Here is a 20,511-nt window from a genome sequence, read left to right as displayed (position 1 = left end):
CTTCCTCTTGTGTGCCCAACTCAGGTACGGGTATGGTTGCCCTGTCAATTGTCGATGACGAATGACGGTACACACAGGAAAGTATCCTCGATGCACGCTACTAAGAGGCGGCGTGCGTCGACGCAGAACGCCTCGTGCCCCGAACAGGAAGGAGCGCGACATGCGCCCCACTACCTCCAAACTCCTCATGCTCGGTTCTGCGGCCTCGGCCTTCGCTCTTCTCGCAGGCGCGTGCGGCTCGGGAACCGGCGCGACCGGCGGCTCCGGTAGCGACCGGGTCCACCAGATGTACACGTGGGTTTCCACGGACAACGACCGGGCCCAATGGCAGTCCTTTGTGGACGCCGCCAAGGCAAAGGACCCGAACTTCACCCTGAGCTTCGATGGCCCGTCCTTCAACGATTACTGGACCAAGGTGAAGACCCGCATGGTCACCTCCGACGCGCCCTGCATCCTCACCACCCAGGCCGCTCGCGCGCAGGAGCTGTACGGCCTGCTCGAACCCCTCGACTCCTACATGGACGCCGCCGGCATCAAGGCATCCGACTATAACGCCGCGATGATGCAGGGGATGACGGTGGACGGCAAGGTCCTGGCACTGCCGTACGACGCCGAGCCCGACGTCCTGTACTACAACCGTGAGCTGTTCGAGAAGGCGGGGCGCAGCGCGCCCACAACCTCGTACACCACGGAGCAGTTCCTCAAGGACGCGAAGGCGCTGACGGGGGATGGAAACTACGGCATGGCCGTCAAGCCGCTCCTCCTGGCGAACGCGGCCGGCGACTTTGGAATCGCCTTCGGCGGAGACGTGTCCAAGGACGGTAAGAACACGCTGACGGACCCGAAGTTCGTCCAGGGCGTCCAGTTCGCGTTTGACTTGGCGTTCAAGGAGCAGGTGGCGGTTGCCCCCAACGCGGCCGACAACGACGGCCCGGCGCAGGGCGCGTTCACGTCAGGGACAGCGGCCATGCTGATCGATGGTCCCTGGATGTACGGAACCTTCGAGAAATCCCTGGGAGACAAGCTTGGCGTCGCCACGATCCCCACGCCGACGGGTACGCCGCGAGCGGTCATCCAGGGTTCCGGCTTCGGTATCGCCAAGTCCTGCCCCGACAAGCAGGCCGCGTTCGACGTCCTGAGGCAGTTGGTGACCCCCGAGGTCATCGGCGCGGTCGCGGAAAAACAGGGCACCGTCCCCTCCGTTGAGTCCGCGATGGGGAGGTGGGCTGCGAACAAGCCCGAGGACAGCGCCCAGGCCGTGCGCACCCTCCTCGAACACGGTACCCCGCTGGTGACCACCACGACGTGGAACCAGATCAACACGTCCTTCCAGCAGTATTCGCCCGAGGGCTTCCGAGGCACGAAGACCGCTTCCGAGATCCTCACTGAGCTGCAAAACTCCGCCGGCTGAGTGCCACCGATCACTCGGCGAGGCCGGAGGCAACCCGCTTGTAACTTCGGCCTTGCCGGGGGCGTGTGCGTCCGCGCCGCTTCGTTGATGCGCGTGGGGTTGGCTGTGGCTGACATGATGGAAAGGTGAGCACACCCGATGAGCGTTGACATGGCGAAACCTGATCGCAGCGCGCCCCTTGGCGCCGCGACGGGCGGGGGAGGAGCAAGGGCCTCCAAGAACGTGCGGAACGCGAGGGCGCGCGACGGGGGCAAACGCGGCGAAGGGTTGCGAGCCCTGGCCTATCTGACGCCGGGCATGAGCGGCTTCCTGCTGTTCATCGTCCTTCCCCTGATCGCATCGCTGGCGATCTCCTTCTACGACTGGTCCCTCTTCGGGGGCGGGCGCTTCGTTGGCGTGGAGAACTACCGGCGCATGCTCAGCGGCGAGGACCCCGCCTTTTGGACGGTCATGCGCAACACCGTCGTGTTTGCGGCGTGCTACACGGCGGCGAACCTGGTGATCTCCCTGGGCCTCAGCTACTGGCTTCAAAGGGTGCCGGAGTGGCTCAGCCGCGTCCTGCGCGTGATCTTCTTTATCCCGGTTGTCACCCCGATGGTCGGCAACGCGCTGATCTGGCGTCTCTTGCTGTCCGACCAGGGCGTCGTCAACTCTGCGCTGGAGAAGGTGGGCATCTCGCCGGTCCCGTTCCTGAACCACCCCGCACTGGCGATGGGGTCGCTGCTGGTGATGAGCCTGTGGCAGGGCCTGGGTTACAACATCGTGGTGCTGACGGCCGGACTCAACGGCCTCAACACGTCGGTGTTGGAGGCGGCGACGATCGACGGCTGCACGGGTGCCCAGCGCTTCTTTAAGGTCGTGTTCCCGATGATCTCCCCGACCGTGTTCTTCTGCACGGTCATGACGATCATCGGCGCGTTCAAGGTATTCGCACAGCCGTACTTCCTGACGCTGGGAGGCCCCGGTGAATCGACCAACACGATCGTGTTGTCCCTGTACCGCAACGGCTTCTCTTTCGACAAGCTCGGCTACGCCTCCTCGATGGCGTGGGTGCTCTTCGTGATTGTCATGACGGTGACGGCTCTGCAGTTCGCGGGGCAGAAAAAGTGGGTGAACTACGATGCGTAAGAAGCGTGCATCAACGGTCATTTCGGTGATCCTCCTGGGGCTGATTGCGGTCGCGTTCCTGTTTCCCTTCGCCTGGATGGTCGCCACGTCGCTGAAGCCGACCAACGAGGTGTTCACGTCGGGCATCAGCCCCGTGGGGAGCGAGGTTGCGTGGGATAACTACCCCTCCGCGTTGCGTTCGATTCCCTTCGGGCGGGTCGTCCTGAACTCGTTCATCGTGTCGCTGTCCGGCGCGGCCCTCGTGGTCATCGTGTCTATCCTGTCCGCCTACGCCTTTGCGCGGCTGCGTTTTAGGGGGCGCGACCACCTCTTCATGCTGTTCCTGGGCACGCTGGTCCTGCCGCAGGAGGTCCTGGTGATCCCCCTGTACATCGGCATGCAGCGTGCGGGCCTGGTGAACTCCTATTTCGCCCTCATCGTCCCCTTCGCGTTCGGCGCTTTCGGGGCGTTCCTGATCCGTCAGTTCCTCATGTCTTTGCCGCTCGAGTTCGAGGAGGCGGCGCGCATTGACGGCTGCGGCGACTGGCAGATCCTGACGAAGATCCTGCTTCCCCTGCTCAAGGCTCCGATTACGGTCGTGGGCGTGTTCGCGTTCATCGAGTATTGGTCGACGTTCCTGTGGCCCCTGATCGTGGTCAAGGATTCGTCTCTGGCGACCATTCCGCTGGGCCTACAGATGTTTTCGGGCGAGCGCGGCACCGACTGGGGGCCGCTGATGGCCGCAGTCACCATGACGACGATCCCGTCGATCCTGCTGGTCGTGTTCTTGCAAAAGCAGCTGGAAAAGGGCGTCACCCTGGGCGCGTTCGGAGGGCGGTGACGGGCGTGGAACGGCGTGAAACGGGCGACGACCAGCGCTGGCGCGCGTTGACGAGGCCGACGCCGCGGTGGTTTCAGGACGCCCCGTTGGGTATTTTCGTCCACTGGGGTCCCTATTCGGTGCCCGCGTGGGCGGAGGACCACGGTGAGCTGGGCGTCGAGGACGACTGGGAGGCGTGGTTTACGCACAATTCCTACGCGGAGTGGTACTTCAATACGATTCGCATCCCGGGCTCCCCGGCGGCCGAGCGCCACCGGGATCTGTACGGGGCGGCCTCCTACGACGCGTTCCTGGACGCGTGGGATCCGGATGCGTGGGACCCCGCCGAATGGATGCGCCTGTTCCGCCGAGCGGGCGGGCGCTATGCGGTGCTCACGACGAAACACCACGACGGCGTAACCTTGTGGGACGCGCCGGAAACGGGCGCGAGGAACACGGTTCGTCGGGGCCCCCGCGCCGACCTGGTGGCGGGCTTTACGGATGCCGCACGGGAGGTGGGACTGCGCGTGGGACTGTACTACTCGGGCGGCCTGGACTGGCACTATCGGCCCGCGCGGCCCATCCTCTCCGAAGAGGACTGCACGGATCTGTGTCGCCCGAAGGACGCCGACTACGCCCGGTACTGCTTCCTGCACGTGCGGGACCTGATCGACCGCTACGAGCCCGACCTCATCTGGAACGACATCGACTGGCCGGACGACGGCAAGAACTTTGGGGCCTACGGGCTGGGGACGCTGTTCGAATACTTCTACGAGGCCCGCCCCGAGGGGGTGACGAACGACCGCTACGGCGGTGTTCACGCGGACTACCTGACCAGCGAGTACCAGCACATGGGGGAATCGGAGGCCAGTGGAAAGCCCTGGGAGAACTGCCGAGGCATCGGCCAGTCCTTCGGGTATAACCGCGCCGAGGGAGAACACCACTACCTCGGGGGTGCCGCGGCCGTCCGTCACCTGGTGGACGTGGTCTCGCGAGGCGGTCGCCTCCTGCTCAACGTCGGCCCGCGCGCGGATGGGATCATCCCGCGCGGCCAGCGCGAGTGCCTGGAGGACATGGGCGTGTGGAACGACCTGTTTGGGTCGGAGCTGGTGGGAGCGGAAGCGCTGGCCCCAAAGGCCAGCCCCGTGCCGAGCGCGCGCTCGGTGGGGGGCTCGGACGAGGTCTGGGTTCGCCTTCTCGCCCACGATGACCGTGTCGCCGTGGTGGCCGATTCCCTCGCCTGTCGGGTCGGCGGGCTGCCGACGGGCTTTGACTACTCGCGGGCCGCGGCCCTCACGCCGGGCGGGGAGTGCTCGTGGGACGGGATGAGCCTGAGCGTGCGCGCCGGGGAACAGCCGCTGAGGGATGCTCGCGGACGGGCTTTCCCCCTCGTCGTCGTCGCTCCTCGGGCGTGAGGTGGGGAGCGACGACCCGCAGCGGTGCGCACGGGCAGGCTAACCCGTGCCAGCCTGTCGGGCAATAAGCAGAGTTTTGAGGAGGCTACTGCGCGAAAAGGTTCGCCTCGAAGGAGTATCGGGACGCGCGGTAGATGTGGTCGCCGTACTCCACGATCCGCCCCGAGGGATCGTAGGTCGTGCGCTGCGTTGTGAGCAGGGCGGCGCCGCGGTGTTCGGATAGGAGCTTGGCTTCCTTGGCCGTGGCGTTGCGCGCTCCGATCACCTGGCGGGCCGAGGCCAGGGTGACGCCGCGCTCGCGCATCAACTCGTAGAGGGAGCCTGACGTGAGTTCCTGCATTGTTGGGGCGATGTCTGCGGGGATGAAGTTGGTGAGCACGGCGATGGGTTCATCGTTCGCAAAACGCGTGCGTTCGATGCTAACGATGAGCGTTCCCTCGTCGGTTCCGAGAGCGTCGGCATCCCGTGCGGTGGCCGGGCGGGCCTCGTAGCGCTGGATTGTCGTGTGAACTTTGTGCCCGGCCTCCACGAGGTCGCGCATAAGGGAGGTGAGCTCCATGGGGCGGTGGACGTGGCGCGGCGACACGATCGTGCCGACGCCGCGCCTGCGCGTCAGCAGGCCGCGATCCACCAGTCGCTGGAGGGCCTGGCGGGCGGTGGGGCGCGAGACGTGCAGGCGGGCGGCCATGGATAACTCGTCTTCCAAGCGAGTATCGGCGGGCAGCGTGCCGGAATTAATGAGCTGCGCGATGGGTTCCGAGATCTGGAAATAGAGGGGGACCGGGGAGGATCGGTCCAGCGTAATGTCGGGGATGTAAGGGGGCGTCGCTGCGGCGGCTGATCGTGGCATGGCGAGACTTTCGTGTGGCGGCACAACGGATTTGATAAATTGTTAGGGCTACATGGTATCAGCGCTGGTGTTGTTCCCCGGAGCGACGCGCTAAACCTATTGTCTGGACAAAATGGGGATTTGTGTGGCCCGATCTAAGGGTGACGAAACCCCGTTACGGTCGCCGTGCGCGGCCAGGCCCCTATGTCCGAAGGGCCCAGGAGAGGGAAGGAAGTGCGCACGCCCGCGGCGGTGTACTACCCTGGACACCAGTTCACAACCCCTCAATTCGACACGATGAGAGAGCCGATGACCCAACTTGAGGCGCGCCAGGTGAAGGCGATTGAACTGGATATTCTCTCCGAACTCGATCGCGTCTGCCGCGACCATCAACTGTCCTATGCGCTGGCGTACGGAACGCTCATCGGGGCGCTGCGGCATCGCGGTTTCATCCCGTGGGACGACGACATCGACGTCTACATGCCCCGCGACGACTACGAGAAGCTCTATCGCCTGTGGCAGGAAGGGGCGCTCGGCGAGCACTATGCGCTGGCGAGCTACCGGGATCGCACGTCAATCAACTCCTACTGCAAGCTGGTCGATACGCGCACTCGGGCCGTTGAGTCATTCCTCGACGAATCGGCCGGCACCCTGGGGCTGTGGGTCGACATTTTCCCGCTCGAGCGCGTCGACGTGACCGATCCGCACGTTCACCGCGCGGCGCGGAAGGAACACCGGCTGGTGTGGTGGAAGTACATCGCGGCATCGAACCCGCGATACGCCACGTCCGCTGCGCGTCGCGCCATCAAGTACCTGCTGTACCCGATCACGCGTTTTGCCAATCTCTATGCCATTTCACGCAGGCAAGACGAGACGGCCCAGGGCTGTCACCGCTCGCAGGTAAGCGAGGAGGATAACGAACGCTGGGTGCTGCTGGTCGACGACGTCATGAGCCGGAACACCATCCGGCCCGACGAACTCTTCCCGACGCGCACGGCGAGCTTCGAGGGACGGCGCTTCGCCATCCCCGCACAGGCCGAGAAAATCCTGCGCGACTACTACGGCGACTGGCAGCGCATCCCCCCTGAGGACCAGCGCCCGCCCGCGCACGTCCGCTCCGCGGAATGGGTGGGCGACCAGCCCTACGCCGGGTGATGCGCGGGGAATATTCATTGGCGCGGCCACGCCCCCGGCTCGTGTAACCGCGCGCCGTGGGCACGTGCCTGTTTCACCGGATGAGGTGAAGGGTGAGGCGGCGTAACACCGCGCCTCGCAGGCGGGCTGCCGCTGGCCGGTACGGGCGCCCCTTTTCGTCAAGGAGGGCGCGAGGATAGAGCCTCAGTGTGGGGCCAGGGGGTGCGGGACATCGGGGCCAGAACCCGCGATCAGCGACGAGGCGATGGCCGCGTACTCGCGTGCCCGCACCGGCCACGTCCAGGCGTCGATCAGGTCGGGCTCCCCCAGGGGCGGCGGGGCCTCCAGGAAATCGCGCAGGGTGGCGACCAGCGAATCGACCGTCCTCTCGGCGGTGATGATCACCGGATTTCCCTGCTCGGCCAGGACCCGCGCCCCCGGGACGGTGAAGGTGACGACGCGCCCGCGTTCAGCGAGGGCCTCCAGCAGCGTCGTTTGGAAGCCCTCAGACAACACCGTGGGATTCACGAGGGTCGCACCGGCCAGACGGGAACGGACCTCGTCGGCGCTCACGCGACCCGGCGCGCAGACCTGCTCGGTGAGGCCGCGCCGCGCAATGAGCGCGCGTGCGGCCTCAAGGTCGGCGCCCGTGCCCAGCAGTTCGCCGCTCACCTGCGCACCCGCCTCGCGCAGCCGCGCCACGGCCTCGATAAACGTGTCCCAGCCCTTTCCCGGGACCATGCGGCCAACGAAGACCAGGTGACGGTGGCGATCATTGATCGGCACTGAGCGGCGCGCGGGCGGCGTGATCGCGTTGTAGAACACCTGAGTGTTCACCCCGCCCAGGCGTGAGGCGAAAGCGGCGGCCTGCTCGGACACGCCCAGCACGCGGTCCGCGTGGCGCAGCACGTAGCGTCCCATCGTCACGTCAACCGCACGCGACGCCGATCTGATGACGGGCGACGAGGAGGCGACAAACCCCGACCCGTGCTCCGTGTGGATGACCGGGATACCCGCCTTGCGTGCGGCGCGGACCCCGACGAAGCTCATGGGGAAGAACCGCGTGTGCACGCTGACGGCGTCGATGCTCTCTCGCTTCAGGAAGCGCGCGATCTGGCGAGTCGTTCCCACGGCGGGGAAGCTGATGATGTCCGCGATGGGGAAATAACGCCGATTGGTGCGGATGTCGACCCGCTCCTGGGTGCGATGACCCGGCTCATCGGAAATGGTCAGCACGTACACCTGGTGCCCCAACCGTGCCAGGGATACCGACAGGTGGTAAATGTGGGACTCCAATCCGCCCAGCCGGGGCGGATAGCTGTTCACGACGAACGCAATACGCATTCACTGCTCCTTGTCAGTGGCTGGCAACGATCCGGGCTGTACGGGTGCGGGCGGCCTCGTATCACCGCGATAGGCATCACTGCGAAAGAGGCCCGGCCCCACAAACGCATCGCACTCCCGCTACCGCAGCGCCCGGGATAGGCAGGCCGAGCGCGGAGCGAAGCGTGCGGCGCCGCGCGAGTACAATCAATCACCAGTGGGCTCCGTTTCCTCACGACGCTGCCGCAGCGAAACTACCATGATGAGGCCGAAGAGCAGGGCGAGCAGAGTCATGATTGTGGCGTAGGCAACCGAAGCGCCGAGCATACCTAGCGATTCCGTTAGCAGCGGCGTGGTCACGTAGGCGTACGCGGCCGCAACGGCGTACGCGGCCAGGACTGCCCTCAGGCGCCTCATCGTGGCCAGAGCATAGTAGAGAATAACGCCGGCAGCATTGAGGGCGCCGGCCAAGACCAGGACCATGAGCTCGCGGACATAGCCGGACACATCGGTTCCGAAAACGAGGGAGAGCAGGGGAGCGCCGACCACGTAGGTCACGGCGGCGACGAGACAAAAGGCGAGGCCGGTGGTTGCGAGGCCGCGCCGGACGATCGCCATGAATGTGCTGCGGTCTCCCTCCGCCCAGTGCAGCGCCATGCGAGTCAGAAGTGGGCGAAAGACGAAGAGGGAGAGCATGTTGATTGCGATGGCCGGCATAAAGACGATGGCGAAAACGCCGAGCTCCTCGTCGCCGAGAGTCGAGTGGATCGCGAAACGCGGAGCATTCGCCAAGTACTGGTTGAGGAATGCGGCGACGAACAGGGGCAAACACTCCCACAGGATCCGACCGACGGCGCCCAGCGCGATCGAGGGGCGCAGCGAGAACATGCCGCGCGCCGGCGCACCGTAGACAACTAAGAGGATGACGCAGGTCACTGCGAACGTGATGAGTGTAGATACGAGGAGATCCTGGGTCACCCAGTAGAGGACCGACCACAGCATCGTCGTAGTGAAGATGCGGGCGAAGCAGGCTTTGCCCGCGATGTCAAGGCGTCCCGAGCGCTGGAACTCGGAGTAGTACACGTCCTCGAAGGCGTCGAAAATGCGCAAGAACGCTATGGAACCAATGACCGTCAATGCCGGATAAGGGTCCTTAAGCGACACGTCCCAGGCGTGGTAGCCGATGAGGGCAACCATAACGAAGCAGGTGAGGATCCTCGTCGACAGGTAGGTGCCGAAGTCGAAGCGCCTGCGCACGTCGGTGACGTGGAATGTGCGCACCTCGTACATGCCGACAGTTTGGTACTGCTGGCCGATGGCCAGCGCCAGGGTGAAGAGTCCGTACTGGGCTCGGGCGAACGACTCGGTGGTCCCCGAACGCACGATCGCCACGCCCATGATGATGACCGCGAGGCTCGACATCAGGGAGGCCGCCGTGTTCCACAGGTAGTCCCTGCCTAGCTGCCCGCGCGACTTGCGCGCGTCCTCGGCAACGTCGGCATGGACCTCCCCGTCGCTTCCCGACTCCCCAGAGGGAAATACTGTGGTCTCTTTGCCTGTCACACGCCCTCACCCCCCGGAGCTGCGGGACCCGGATCGTGAGGACCAAACACGATGCGGAAAGGCTCGTGGGTGACGCGCTCCTGCGGGTCGGGGATGCGCATGTAGTCGCCGTATCCCCGAGTCAAGATGACGTCGTACGCGGCGGGAATGCGGATCGTCATGTCCTCAAAGGGAACGGTGCGCGCGGGGAAAAGCTCCGCTTCCGAGGCGCTCCAGCGGCGCGGATCGCGCGTCGAAAAGTCGCCGAAGAGGGTCGTCCCATCGGCCGCCTTCTGGGGTTCTGCCCGCCCCTTGAGGGCCGCCTTCAGCCACCGGCGGTACAGGGATGCCTCGGTCACGCGCAGCAACCGCATGCCCCAGTGGGCGCTGGCCATCGCAACCGCCGCGAGCTGTCGAGCCGGCGTGGGCAGTCCCGTTGGGGGGCACGGAATCGAGCGAAGAAACATGAGCCTCGCCCACAGCCATGTTCCCCGCATCTGCGAACGGAAGCGGGCAGGGGAGTCGGCGATCTCATCGAGCACGAACAGATCCACGCCGATGGGCATGCGGAACGGCCTATCCTTGGCGACCTTTGATATGAACTCCGACCCCTTGAGGCCGAGCACACCGAAGCTAATTGGATAGTCGGAGTGAGATGACGGGGAAGCAACGAAAAATTCCTCGCCGAGAACGGCGGGGGCCTCGGCAATGAAGCGCTCATAGTCCGCGCGCGGCATGCACACGTCCCCGTCGTCGTCCCACGGGATGAACCCCCCGTGCCGGACCGCTCCGATCGCGGTCCCTCCGTAGGCGACGTAGCGAATGTCCAGGAGAGTGCAGACGCGGTCGATTTCAGCCAGGCACCGCTTGGTGATGCGCTGAATGGCTGCCAGGGTTGCGGGATCTGCTGCGCTCATGTGTGTCCGATCAACAGGGGGGGCGGATTACAGGATGGACTCGTACGGGCCGAAATCAACGACGGCGGGGGCGTGGTTGTAGCGCTTGTCCGGCGGTGGCAACTGCATGTAGTCACCGTACCCCCGGCGTAGCAGGGCGTCGTAGCTATGCTGGATCATCACGGTAATATCCTCGAAGGGAACCCGGCGGGTGGGGAAAAACTCCTCCTCACGCACGATCCAATGCTGCGGGTCACGCATCGTAAAGTCGGCGTACACTCCCGTCCCCGCCCCCTCGTAACGACGAACGGCACGTTCCCAGCGGGCCTGCAGGCTGCGCGGGGTTGCGCGAAGCGCCTTGAGCCCCAGATGCGCCACAGTCGTCGCCGAATAAATCAGGGCTTTTTTCCATGCGGGCGGATTGATGAGGTAGGGGCGAGCAGTTCCCTGCAGGAACAGCAGGCGCCCCCACCACCAGGACGCGCGAGACATCGCACGGAAAGCCTCCTCGTCGGAGGGAATTTCATCCAGGGGGAGAATGTCGAGGAAAAACGGCATCCGATACGTCGAATCACGGGCCGCTTCTGGGACGAGCAGGGTCCCGGGTATCACCATCTTCGTGAACATGAACGGAAAGTCGTCGCGCGTGCGGGTGTTGTCCAAGCGGAAGCGCTCATCCATGTGCTGGGGCGCCTGAACGAGAAAGCGCTCGTAGTCGGTGCGCGTCATCATCACGTCGATGTCGTCGTCCCACGGGATGAAACCGCCGTGGCGAATCGCGCCGATAGCGGTGCCTCCGTAGATCGCGTAGGAAACCCCGATGAGCTGACAGACACGATCGAGTTCGGCCAGGATCAACGTCAGAAGCTTCTGCACTTTGGCCAGGTCGCTCTGGGGTGTCGCCATAAGTCCTCCACTGTGGATGATAGCTGGTGGGTGCGCGCCCACCCGTCATTGTCTCACGGCTGGTCGTCGCTGACGGTAGCCGTGTGCGTGGTCGTGTTCGCGTCCCCGGGGGACGAATCCGCCGGGTCGCGGGGTGCCAGGAGGTCCGGGACGCCTCCCCGGTCGGGATCGTAGCTGCCAAAGAGGATCTTTTCTGGCAGGTGGGTGAGGCGGTCGGCAGGGTCAGGAATCCGCATGTAGTCGCCGTAGCCTCGCGTCAGCAACGCCTCCACGTCGCGGGGGACCGGGGCCTCGATAGCCTCAAAAGGAACGCGGCGCGTCGGCAGCAACTCGTCGCGGCGAACGATCCAGTTCTGCGGGTCGCGCATCGTGAAGTCCGTGTAGGTGTCCGTCGCTTCGTCTTCGGCCGACCGGGCCGCCTTCTCCCAGCGTTCATACAGCGCGACGGGGGACAGGCGGCAGGCCCGCAACGCCACGTTCGCCGTTCGCGTGACCGCGTGCACCAGGGATCGCTTCCACGGCGCCATGTCCGGCAGTTTCGGCGTCGGAATGCCCGACAGGAACAGCAGGCGCCCCCACCACCAGGTCCGGCGGCGCATCGCACGGAAGCGACGCTGATCGCTGGGAACAGCGTCCAGCGGGAAAATATCCAGGAAAATCGGAGGGGTGTAGTCGGGGTTAACCTCCCCCTGAGAGAGAAACACGGTCCCGTCCAGGCCGAGCTTGGAAAACAATAGATGGTAGCGGGGCACCGTCCGCTGATTGTCGATGCGGAACCCCTGGGCCAGGAGATCGGGGGCCTCACGCAGGAAGCGTTCGTAGTCCTGACGAATCATGAAGACGTCGATGTCGTCGTCCCACGGGATGAAACCGCCGTGGCGGACCGCCCCGATCGTGCTGCCGCCGTAGAGCGCATAGGTGACGCCGATCTGTGAGCACACCCGATCAAACTCGGCCAGGATGAAGGTCAGCAGCATGTGGAGCTTACGCAGGTCACTGCGGGGTGTTGTCATAAGTCCTCCGGGTGGGGTGGCTGGTGGGCGCACGCGCGCCCACCAGCCATTGTCTCACGGCTGGTCATCGCTGACGGTAGCCGTGCGCTTGGGAAGCAGCTCACCCCACGAGGAGGTCGCCGCCAGGATCGTCCCCACCAGGATGACGACGCAGCACAGGACCTGGAACGCGGTGGGCACCGTTCCCTGCAGCGCGAGAGCGAAGATGACCGCCCACGCCGAATACGAGATATTCAGCGTCATGCCGCGCGACGCGCCGATCAACGACAGGGCCTTGTAATAGAACAGGTACGAGGCCGTCCCCGCCAGGCCGGCGAGCAGCGCCACGCCCGCTGACAGGTGACCCAGGGCGTGCAGCGTGAAGCCGAAAACACCGGTGATGGGCGCGACGACAAAGAGATAGACCAGAGCAGAAGTCGATTCGCGGATCTGCAGGGCCACCTCGTTATCCACGGCCTCGTCGCGCATGCCCCACGTGAGGATGACGGCCTCGGACCCCCACCCGATGACGCACGCCAATGCGCCCGCGACACCCAGGATGGCGTTACCGCCCTCGACCGACTCCGAGGTCGCCGACCAACCGGTCGCCACGATCGCAGCCAGGGCCACCAGCAGAGCCATGATCTGGCGCGGCGCCATGCGTTCCTTGAGGAGGACGAAGGCCAACAGGGTCCCCAGGGCAGGATAGAACGTCGAAATGATGGCGGTTGGACCCGGTCCGATGTTATCGATCGCAATCAGGTACCCGCTCATGCCGAATGGGCCTCCCAGCAGGGCCGCCGCAATCACCGCGCGCCCCGGCCGGGTGCGCAGCGCCCGAACCGTGTCCGTCAGGCGCCCGCGAATCGCCATGTACGCCAGCAGGATCAGGGCGCACGCGACGTCGTGCAGGACCGCCCCGGCCAGCGCCGACTGCCCGAACGAGGCAAAGGGCGTCATCGCCAGAGCGATCGCCAGAACCACCGTATCCAGGCCCCACAGGGCGCCCGAAAAGATGCCAAAGCGCTTACCTCCGTGGCGTGTAATCATGCCGATTCACCCCCTCGAGGAGCGGTGTCGCGAGGGCTGGAGGAGGCCTCGTACGAGGCGAGCAGGGCATCAAGCGTGCGCGTCGCGTGCGAGTAGTAGGTGTAGAGCCACTCGCCCACGTCGTCCCCCTCGGCCTCTTTGACCAGCGCCCACACGTACCAGCACCACCCCGCAAAGACCTCGTAGGCGAAGAAGTGGCGCTCCTCGTGCTGGGTCGGTACGCGGCCCAGGTAAAACTCCAGGGCGGCCCGTGCGCGCTCGCGGGTCATCTCGGGCGTACACACGACCATCGTGCCGAAGTCTGCTGCCACGTCCGACATGCCCGCGTACTCCCAGTCGATCAGACTGATCGCGCCGTCGGGCGCCACCAGGAAGTTGGGCGGGAAGAAATCGTTGTGGGAGGGCACCACCTCAAAGCCGTCGGCGTCGGCGAATGCCTTCAGGCGCGCCACCTTATCGCGAAGCTCCTCAAAGCCGGGCACGTCAATCGGTCCGAACTGCTTGAGCAGCCCCTCGTAGCGGTCGGCCTCCGCGATGAAATCGAAGCAGCGATCAAGGACCTGCCCCGAGGAGTGCAGCGCGCGGTCCATTTCCATGGCAGAGCGAAGTTCCTCGTCCCTGGTGACGTCCAGGTTGCGAACGCCGCACACAAAGTGTGAGATCTTCCAGCCGGATCCCGGGTCGCCCGCGACGAAGGTGTCGTCAATGCCCAGCTTTGCTGCCAGCCGCAGGGCCGCGAATTCGGCGCCGCGGTTCACGATCTTTTCGGTGCCGATGCCGGGATGGCGATACACGTACTCGGCGTCGCCCACAGCGAAGTGGCACGACAGGTTCGTGATGCCCTGCTTAAGCGGATAGAAGTCGCGGATGTCCGACTTCGCGCAGTGAAGCGTAGCGGCGATGTGATCGAAGACCTCCGAGTCGACGTTCTCCATGAACAGGGGATCGAAGCTGCGCAGCTCATCGACCGAATCAAACTCGTGGATGACGCCTTCCGGGTATCGGCGGATCACCATGTCGAATGCCTTGATGTGGTCCAGGTAGATGGCCTCCCACAGCTTCGACGCGGTCTCCGGGAGCGAGTACACGCGCTCCAAGACGGCACGGAATTGCTCGGAGAAGGCGCGGTCAAAGTAGACGTGACCGAGCATGACCCACGCGTCAGCGCCGCCCACGGTCGCGCCCGTAATCCTGTCGGCAGGGCCCACCTTGATGCACCACTCGGGCGTGGGCCCCTTGACGAAGTTCGCCGAGTAGTAGGCCTTGTACACGTAGGGCTCAAAGGGATTGGTCGTGAAGTAGTCATCGGAGGAGCACACGTAGGTGTTGTCCAGGAGATCCTTCACGAGCCACAGGGAGCCATTGTTGTTGCGGGTGGCGTATTCGCGGTTGACGACGATGGTGACCCCGTACTTATCCGCGAGGTAGAAGAAGTACTCCTTTTTGTAGCCGACCACCATCGTGATGTTGGTGATACCGGCTTCGTGGAGCTGACGGATCTGGCGTTCGACCAGTATTTCTCCGCGCACCTTGAGCGTGCCCTTGGGGCGTTCGTAGCTGATGGGGGCGAAGCGGGAGGACGTGCCGGCGGCCATGATGACGGCGCCCGTGACGCGGTAGGGGTCCAGGGCCTCGCGGCCGGACCGCGTGATCGCGCGATCGTTGATGTATCCCAGGGCTTCGCATTCGCGGGTCGCGGTGTTGACGCGACCCAGGCTCATGCCGGTGACCTCTGACAGGGTGCGCTGGGTCAGCGGGCGCTCCCTCTCGAGCAGAGCGGAGAGGATGTTGAACTGGGGCTCGGTGAGGGGGCCTGTGGTGGAGGGAGGCATGCTCTCCCCCTTTCGTTCATTCGACGGTTTGATTACTGCGTGTTCGAGCTTAGCACCTTTTGTTCATTTTGTGAACGCAGGGTGTTGCTGTCTCGCAGAATCCGCGTCTCCTCGGCCCCGAGCAGTCAAGCCTCAGCCGCGGCGCTTCCCCGCCCCAGCGGCTCCTCGCGCGTTAAAAGCAGAGAGAGAGCCAGGGCTGCGATAAAGGAAACGGAGCCGATTAAACACACCATGTTCGGGCCGATCGGCGCGTTTTTCCACCACCACGCCGCCGTCTTGCTCAGGTTGAGAGTGTTAGTCGCCGCGGAACCGTGCGTGTAGCGCAGCAGCAGCACAAACAGGGCGTAGAAGTGCATCCCGCCCAGCAGAACCCCGAGCGTGGATGCCTGCGGGCGCGTGAGAGTGCGATCGCGTCGATCCATCGTGAGCATAAAGAAGAAGAACACAGCCAGCAGCGGCATCATGTAGCGGGGCTGGTAGTCAATTACGTTGTTGAACCTCTGGAGAATGCCCAGGGCCGTGGGGACCCCCGCCATCGCCCCCACCACCATCAGCGCGGTCATCGCCTTGCGCCATGACCAGCATCGCGCGCTGGCGATAATCACGGCGCCGCTGACAAGGAGGCCAACCGTCGACACGGAGCCGTCGTAGGACACGTCCATCCATCCCGGTCCCCAGCGATACCCGTAGAAGCCGGAAAAGAACTGGGGGAGGGAATGCAGATTTGCCGCGAGCGCCTGAATGAAGGACATCTTGGCGGCATTCGTCGACGTCAGGTTGTTGGAAGCCATGCTCGTGGAATTCATGACGAGAATGCCGACGACGGACGAAACAGCCGCGAGCACCCCCTCGGGCCAACGGTTGCGTCGCCAGCGAACCGCGAAAACCAGGGCCATGGAGACGACGAAAAGGAAGAACGCCGAATCTGCGCGTGACGTGCACGCCAGGAGCGCGCCCACCGCGGCCGTGCCCATCAGAGCCCACCGGCGCCAGCCGTCGGTGTGGGTGGCGGACCACAATCCCGCGGCGAAGGCAAGGACGCCGCTGAACGCCCACGACGAGGGATTGTTCGAGGCGATGAAGTAGATCCCCATGGGAGTCCAGGCGGCCAGCATCGCCAGAACGTAGCCGCGACGCAGGAAAGGCGGCATGAGTGCGCCGATGCTCCCGAGCAGGATCAGGGCGATGCTCAGATTGATGACGCGCATGACCAGGGCTGCGCGGTGCGTGTTATGAGAGATGAAGTGGTGGTGGAACTGGTAGTAACCCCACGGGTAGTTTCCGTCATCCCAGCGGTCGGTCACGACCGAGCGTTCGTCGGAGAGCTTATTGACGCAGGCGGCGGAATCCTGCCCGTGAAACGCGTAGCACGCAACGTGGTTTGATGCGATCGTTTCGGGAACGATAGGGCCGTACGTGTTCTTGTCCGTGTATCCCGTCGCGCATCCCGATTTGGACAGCGGGGGAGTGCACCATATGGACCCCAGGTGATAGTCGTCGTCCGGTGAGGCGCCAATCGGTGAGGAAACGGCCCACGCCACGCCCGTCCCGAACACGGAGGCGATGAGGGCGATGACGGCGAGGATTCGCCACTGGCGGCGCGTTGGACGAAAGCGGATGCGGGAGAGGATGGTGGTTTTTTCCTCGGTGTCACTGCTGGGAAGATCGGCGGGGGCCATGGAGTTCTTTCCTCGTGCTATCTGTGTGATGGGGATTGGTCAGGCGGCGGCCGCGCGGTAGGCCTGTGCGTGGACTTGGGCAGCGCGTTCCCACGTGAACTCGCTCGCGCGCTGGATAGCGGCCTCACTCAATTCGGCGCGCCGCGCCGGGGCCTCCAGCAGGGCGGCCAGCGCGTGGGCGATGGAATCGGGGTCCGTGTCGCAGTACTCCACGGCGTCCCCGCCAACCTCGGGCAGGGAGGTCAGGCGAGTCGTCAGCGTCGCGGCTCCACAGCTCATGGCTTCCAGGACGGGCAGCCCGAAGCCCTCCGCGATCGACGGGTAGGCCAGGACGAGACAACCCGACAGGAAACCGGGCAGGTCCTCCAGGGGCAGGTAGCCGGGGCGCAGCACCGTCAGTTGATGGGGGACCGAGGCCAGGGCCGGGTCGATGTCCTCGTCCCACCCCTTTCCGCCGGCCAGGACCAGGGCGGGGGGATCCGGGCGCTCGGACACGGCCTTCACCCATCCTCGTACCAGGTTCGGGACGTTCTTACGGGGCTCCAGCGTGCCCAGGAAACCGATGTAGTCTCGCCCCGCCAGCCCGAGGGATTCCTTCACGCGCTCGCGCTCGGCGTCATCCACCGGGTGGAAGATCGCCCGGTCCACCCCGTGATAGGCGACGTAGAACTGGGAGGCGTCCCCGCCCGCGTACTTGATCGTCTCGTCGCGCGTTGCCTCAGATGGGACCACCAGCGCCGAGGCGCGGCGGATCGCCCGCCGGATGGCGTACGTGAAGAAGCGTTGCTTCAGGCGCGAGTGGGCCTGGGGGTGAGAGAAGAAAGTCGCGTCGTGCAGGGTGATGACGACAGGCGCGCCCGGGAACTGCGGCGACGTGTAGTGCGGGGAGTGAAGGACGTCGGGGCGAACCTTGCGAACGAGGGAGGGGAGGCCCGTCTGCTCCCACGCCATGCGCGTCGGGCGCGATTCGAAGCGCGGGGAAATGGGAATGATGCGAGCGGATGGCAAGCGCCTGGCGAAGTGTTCCGCGTCGCGCTCCTGCACGGCCATCGTCAGTTTCACGCCCTGGTTTTCCAGTTCGGGTACCAGATCATCCACGTAGCGTCCCACACCCCCCAGGTTCGCGGGAATCGCGGTGGCGTCCATCAGGACGCGGATTGGTGTGGAGGAGAGAGAAACAGGCATGACGGTCCCCGGTCGTGGCGATGGATTTCCCTCATTGTAGGGCATGATGCGCGCGCGACCTCCGACGAGACCGTCGCGTCCACTATTGTGAGGGCATGAGCGTGCGCGTCGGAATGGTTGTGGAGCAGATGTGGCAGAGCGTGCCCGGCGGGTCGGGGCGCTACATCGTGGAGGTCGCCTCGCGCCTGGCCGCCCAGGGAGTAAACGCCATCGGTATCGCTGCGCGCCACGGGAGGGGAGCAGAGCGGCCGGAGCAGGTTGGCCTGTCCATCCCCGTGCGCAGCTGCGCCCTGCCGCGCCGCGCGCTGTACGCCGCGTGGGATCGGCTGGGGATCCCCGGCGTGGATCGAGTGCTGGGAGCGGGATCGGGCCGGGGAGCCGACGTGGTTCACGCGACGACCTGGGCGATTCCCCCAACGTCTCGACCCCTGATTGTCACCGTCCACGATGTCGCTTTCCTGCGCGAGGCGAGCCATTTCACCGCCCACGGGGCCGCCTACTTTCGTCGCGCCTTGGCGGCGACGAAGAAGCACGCCGACGCCGTCATCGTCCCCTCCCAGGCGACGGCCGCAGACTGCGTGGAAGCCGGAATCGATGAGGACCTCATCAGCGTCATCCCTCACGGCCTGACGCACACGCCCGTCACCCACCAGCAGGTCGAGGCATTTCGCGCCCGCCACACCCTGAACCGCCCGTACATCCTGTGGGTCGGGACCCGCGAACCCCGCAAGAACCTGCCCACCCTGATTCAGGCATACCGCGCACTGGCCCCCACCACGGAGCTGGACCTGGTCCTCGTGGGACCCGCGGGGTGGGGGGAGGATCCCACCGAGGCGGACCTGCCCGCCTCCCGCGTCCACGTCCTGGGACGCTTGGACGACGAAGACCTGGCGTGCGCCTACGCCGGAGCGCGCGTCTTTACCTTCCCCTCCATCTGGGAGGGTTTTGGCCTGCCCGTCCTCGAAGCCATGGCACACGGGACCCCCGTCGTCACCAGCGAAGGCACCTGCATGGCGGAGATTACCGGGGCCGACGCGGGACTGCTGGCACCTGCCACCGACCCCCACGCCCTGGCCGAGGCGCTTCAAGCCGCCGCAGGCCCCGATCACGATCGCCTGAGCGCGGCTGGACGCGAGCACGCCCGCGACTTCACGTGGGAGTCCTCGGCCGCCTCCCACGCCCGCCTGTACGAATCCCTGGCAGGCGCGCGATGACCCCCCCGCCCGGAGCGAACGCTCCGCGAGTGACGGCGTCCTGCCCGTCCCCGGGAGCCGCGCGCCCCAGCGCGCGCATCGTCCTGGTCAATTGGAAGAACGCGGCCCTGACCCTGCGGGCAGCACATTCCATCGCTCCCCAGCTGGCCCCCGGCGACCGCCTCGTCCTGGTCGACAACGGTTCGGGTGACGGCTCACTGAGTGCCATGCGCGCCGAGGCGCCCGGGCTGCGCGCGCTCGCGGGAGGGTGCGGCGAATGGGGAGACACGGAAAAAGACGGGCAGCTGGAGGGTGCGGCAATCGCCGAATGCGGGCAGGTTGAGGTTCTCGACGCGGGAGAGAATGGCGGATTCGGAGCCGGCGTCATGGCGGGCGCGCGCGGGATGGGCGAGGACGCCCTGGTCCTGCTCAATAACGACGCCACGGCTCGCGACGGATTTTTGGACGCGCTCCTCACGCCGCTGCGCGACCCCGCGGTGGGAGCCACCACCGCGCTACTCCTCCTGGCCGGGAGGTACCGACCCGCGCGCGAAGACGAGGCTAACGCGTTGAGCGGGAAGGGGCGTCAACGCTGGGTGCGGGTCAGCGAGGCCGAGGCCGAGGCGGGGGAGGGGGTGGTCCTCGTTAACTCGACCGGCAACGTGGTGGACGCGTCCGGAAATGGGCAGGACAGAGACTGGCTGAAGGAGGCGTCGCTGCTCAGCGCACCCGCCGACGTGTTCGGCGTATGCGGGGGAGCGTGCGCGATCCGGCGCGACGCCTGGGATAGGGTCGGCGGGATGCGCGCCGACCTGTTCATGTACTACGAAGACACGGACCTGTCCTACAAGCTGCGCGAAGCCGGATACGGCGTGCGCTTTGTGCGCGACGCCATCGCCGATCACGAGCACGCCGCCTCCTCGGATGCCGCCTCGCCCATGTTTGCGCGCGTCAACGCGCGCAACCGCCTGATCGTGGCAGCCGAGCACGCCCCCTGGCGCGTGTTCGCCAGGGCGCTGGCCCGTTCCCTGGGCCGAGCCGCGCGCGCAGGTTTTAGTGGCCCGGCTTCCCGCGGCGTCGCCCAGGGGATCGCGGCCCTCCCCGCCGCGCTGCGCAGGCGAGCCCTGCGGCGCGTCAGGAAATGCGGTCCGCAAGCGCGCGGCGGGGGAAAGTGAGTAAAGATACAGCGTCGCCCAG

Annotated in this window: 17 protein-coding genes; 7 read left to right on the top strand and 10 right to left on the bottom strand. The window is 65.6% G+C overall.

Annotated features, from left to right (window positions below; translation table 11 throughout):
- Positions 1-160: 160 nt before the first annotated feature.
- The 4 genes from BLT68_RS04205 (at position 161) to BLT68_RS04190 (ending at position 4,753) form a co-directional block, all read left to right on the top strand.
- A complete protein-coding gene (locus tag BLT68_RS04205) occupies positions 161-1,411 on the top strand; it encodes an ABC transporter substrate-binding protein (protein ID WP_074632960.1) in 1,251 nt (416 codons plus the stop codon).
- A 138-nt stretch (positions 1,412-1,549) separates the two neighbouring features.
- A complete protein-coding gene (locus BLT68_RS04200; RefSeq protein ID WP_083332364.1) occupies positions 1,550-2,539 on the top strand; it encodes a carbohydrate ABC transporter permease in 990 nt (329 codons plus the stop codon).
- Complete coding sequence (locus BLT68_RS04195; RefSeq protein ID WP_074632958.1) at positions 2,532-3,359, top strand: carbohydrate ABC transporter permease; 828 nt, start codon at positions 2,532-2,534, stop codon at positions 3,357-3,359. Before BLT68_RS04200 ends, BLT68_RS04195 begins: the two co-directional genes overlap by 8 nt.
- 5 nt (positions 3,360-3,364) lie before the next feature.
- A complete protein-coding gene (locus tag BLT68_RS04190) occupies positions 3,365-4,753 on the top strand; it encodes an alpha-L-fucosidase (protein ID WP_074632986.1) in 1,389 nt (462 codons plus the stop codon).
- 85 nt (positions 4,754-4,838) lie between these two features.
- On the opposite strand, the gene BLT68_RS04185 is transcribed toward BLT68_RS04190, so the two are convergent.
- Positions 4,839-5,603 carry a GntR family transcriptional regulator gene (locus BLT68_RS04185; protein ID WP_050695111.1) on the bottom strand — a complete coding sequence of 255 codons (765 nt, stop codon included), beginning with the start codon at positions 5,601-5,603 and terminating at the stop codon, positions 4,839-4,841.
- A 288-nt stretch (positions 5,604-5,891) separates the two neighbouring features.
- On the opposite strand from BLT68_RS04185, the gene BLT68_RS04180 reads away from it, so the two are divergent.
- Entirely contained in the window at positions 5,892-6,737 is an 846-nt protein-coding gene (locus BLT68_RS04180; RefSeq protein WP_050695110.1) for a LicD family protein, read from the top strand.
- 183 nt (positions 6,738-6,920) lie between these two features.
- Here the strand turns inward: BLT68_RS04180 and BLT68_RS04175 are convergent, their stop codons facing one another.
- The 9 genes from BLT68_RS04175 to BLT68_RS04135 form a co-directional block, all read right to left on the bottom strand.
- Positions 6,921-8,060: a glycosyltransferase family 4 protein gene (locus tag BLT68_RS04175; protein WP_074632956.1), complete on the bottom strand. Its 1,140-nt coding sequence runs from the start codon at positions 8,058-8,060 to the stop codon at positions 6,921-6,923.
- Between the two features lie 186 nt (positions 8,061-8,246).
- The gene (locus BLT68_RS04170) at positions 8,247-9,602 is read right to left on the bottom strand and encodes a lipopolysaccharide biosynthesis protein (RefSeq protein WP_070778121.1); all 1,356 of its coding nucleotides are present in this window, start codon (positions 9,600-9,602) and stop codon (positions 8,247-8,249) included.
- Positions 9,599-10,498, bottom strand: a complete 900-nt coding sequence (locus tag BLT68_RS04165; RefSeq protein WP_074632955.1) for a LicD family protein — start codon at positions 10,496-10,498, stop codon at positions 9,599-9,601. The genes BLT68_RS04170 and BLT68_RS04165 overlap by 4 nt, the downstream gene beginning before the upstream one ends.
- Before the next feature lie 27 nt (positions 10,499-10,525).
- The gene (locus BLT68_RS04160) at positions 10,526-11,383 is read right to left on the bottom strand and encodes a LicD family protein (RefSeq protein ID WP_074632953.1); all 858 of its coding nucleotides are present in this window, start codon (positions 11,381-11,383) and stop codon (positions 10,526-10,528) included.
- Positions 11,384-11,436: 53 nt separating this feature from the next.
- Positions 11,437-12,396 carry a LicD family protein gene (locus BLT68_RS04155; protein ID WP_083332363.1) on the bottom strand — a complete coding sequence of 320 codons (960 nt, stop codon included), beginning with the start codon at positions 12,394-12,396 and terminating at the stop codon, positions 11,437-11,439.
- A 54-nt stretch (positions 12,397-12,450) separates the two neighbouring features.
- On the bottom strand, positions 12,451-13,425 hold the full coding sequence (locus BLT68_RS04150; RefSeq protein ID WP_074632952.1) for a DMT family transporter: 975 nt from the start codon (positions 13,423-13,425) through the stop codon (positions 12,451-12,453).
- Entirely contained in the window at positions 13,422-15,257 is a 1,836-nt protein-coding gene (locus tag BLT68_RS04145; RefSeq protein ID WP_050695103.1) for a phosphotransferase, read from the bottom strand. Before BLT68_RS04145 ends, BLT68_RS04150 begins: the two co-directional genes overlap by 4 nt.
- Before the next feature lie 125 nt (positions 15,258-15,382).
- Positions 15,383-16,936, bottom strand: coding sequence for a DUF2142 domain-containing protein (locus BLT68_RS04140; RefSeq protein WP_083332362.1), 1,554 nt, complete (start codon positions 16,934-16,936; stop codon positions 15,383-15,385).
- Between the two features lie 39 nt (positions 16,937-16,975).
- Entirely contained in the window at positions 16,976-18,121 is a 1,146-nt protein-coding gene (locus tag BLT68_RS04135) for a glycosyltransferase family 4 protein (protein ID WP_074632950.1), read from the bottom strand.
- 95 nt (positions 18,122-18,216) lie between these two features.
- Here BLT68_RS04135 and BLT68_RS04130 point away from each other — a divergent pair, with 95 nt between their 5' ends.
- Both BLT68_RS04130 and BLT68_RS04125 read left to right on the top strand, forming a co-directional pair.
- Entirely contained in the window at positions 18,217-19,335 is a 1,119-nt protein-coding gene (locus tag BLT68_RS04130) for a glycosyltransferase family 4 protein (RefSeq protein WP_232618763.1), read from the top strand.
- Complete coding sequence (locus tag BLT68_RS04125; protein WP_083332361.1) at positions 19,332-20,489, top strand: glycosyltransferase family 2 protein; 1,158 nt, start codon at positions 19,332-19,334, stop codon at positions 20,487-20,489. Before BLT68_RS04130 ends, BLT68_RS04125 begins: the two co-directional genes overlap by 4 nt.
- The last annotated feature ends 22 nt before the right edge of the window (positions 20,490-20,511 follow it).

The sequence above is a fragment of the Schaalia meyeri genome (genome assembly GCF_900105015.1).
Lineage (GTDB): Bacteria > Actinomycetota > Actinomycetes > Actinomycetales > Actinomycetaceae > Pauljensenia > Pauljensenia meyeri.
This window is presented reverse-complemented; position numbering and strand designations above follow the sequence as displayed.

Coding starts and splice junctions, on each gene's coding strand:
- BLT68_RS04205 (WP_074632960.1), top strand. CDS start 161: ATGCGCCCCACTACCTCCAAACTCCTCATGCTCGGTTCTGCGGCCTCG.
- BLT68_RS04200 (WP_083332364.1), top strand. CDS start 1,550: ATGAGCGTTGACATGGCGAAACCTGATCGCAGCGCGCCCCTTGGCGCC.
- BLT68_RS04195 (WP_074632958.1), top strand. CDS start 2,532: ATGCGTAAGAAGCGTGCATCAACGGTCATTTCGGTGATCCTCCTGGGG.
- BLT68_RS04185 (WP_050695111.1), bottom strand. CDS start 5,603: ATGCCACGATCAGCCGCCGCAGCGACGCCCCCTTACATCCCCGACATT.
- BLT68_RS04180 (WP_050695110.1), top strand. CDS start 5,892: ATGACCCAACTTGAGGCGCGCCAGGTGAAGGCGATTGAACTGGATATT.
- BLT68_RS04175 (WP_074632956.1), bottom strand. CDS start 8,060: ATGCGTATTGCGTTCGTCGTGAACAGCTATCCGCCCCGGCTGGGCGGA.
- BLT68_RS04165 (WP_074632955.1), bottom strand. CDS start 10,498: ATGAGCGCAGCAGATCCCGCAACCCTGGCAGCCATTCAGCGCATCACC.
- BLT68_RS04160 (WP_074632953.1), bottom strand. CDS start 11,383: ATGGCGACACCCCAGAGCGACCTGGCCAAAGTGCAGAAGCTTCTGACG.
- BLT68_RS04155 (WP_083332363.1), bottom strand. CDS start 12,396: ATGACAACACCCCGCAGTGACCTGCGTAAGCTCCACATGCTGCTGACC.
- BLT68_RS04150 (WP_074632952.1), bottom strand. CDS start 13,425: ATGATTACACGCCACGGAGGTAAGCGCTTTGGCATCTTTTCGGGCGCC.
- BLT68_RS04145 (WP_050695103.1), bottom strand. CDS start 15,257: ATGCCTCCCTCCACCACAGGCCCCCTCACCGAGCCCCAGTTCAACATC.
- BLT68_RS04140 (WP_083332362.1), bottom strand. CDS start 16,936: ATGGCCCCCGCCGATCTTCCCAGCAGTGACACCGAGGAAAAAACCACC.
- BLT68_RS04135 (WP_074632950.1), bottom strand. CDS start 18,121: ATGCCTGTTTCTCTCTCCTCCACACCAATCCGCGTCCTGATGGACGCC.
- BLT68_RS04130 (WP_232618763.1), top strand. CDS start 18,217: ATGAGCGTGCGCGTCGGAATGGTTGTGGAGCAGATGTGGCAGAGCGTG.
- BLT68_RS04125 (WP_083332361.1), top strand. CDS start 19,332: ATGACCCCCCCGCCCGGAGCGAACGCTCCGCGAGTGACGGCGTCCTGC.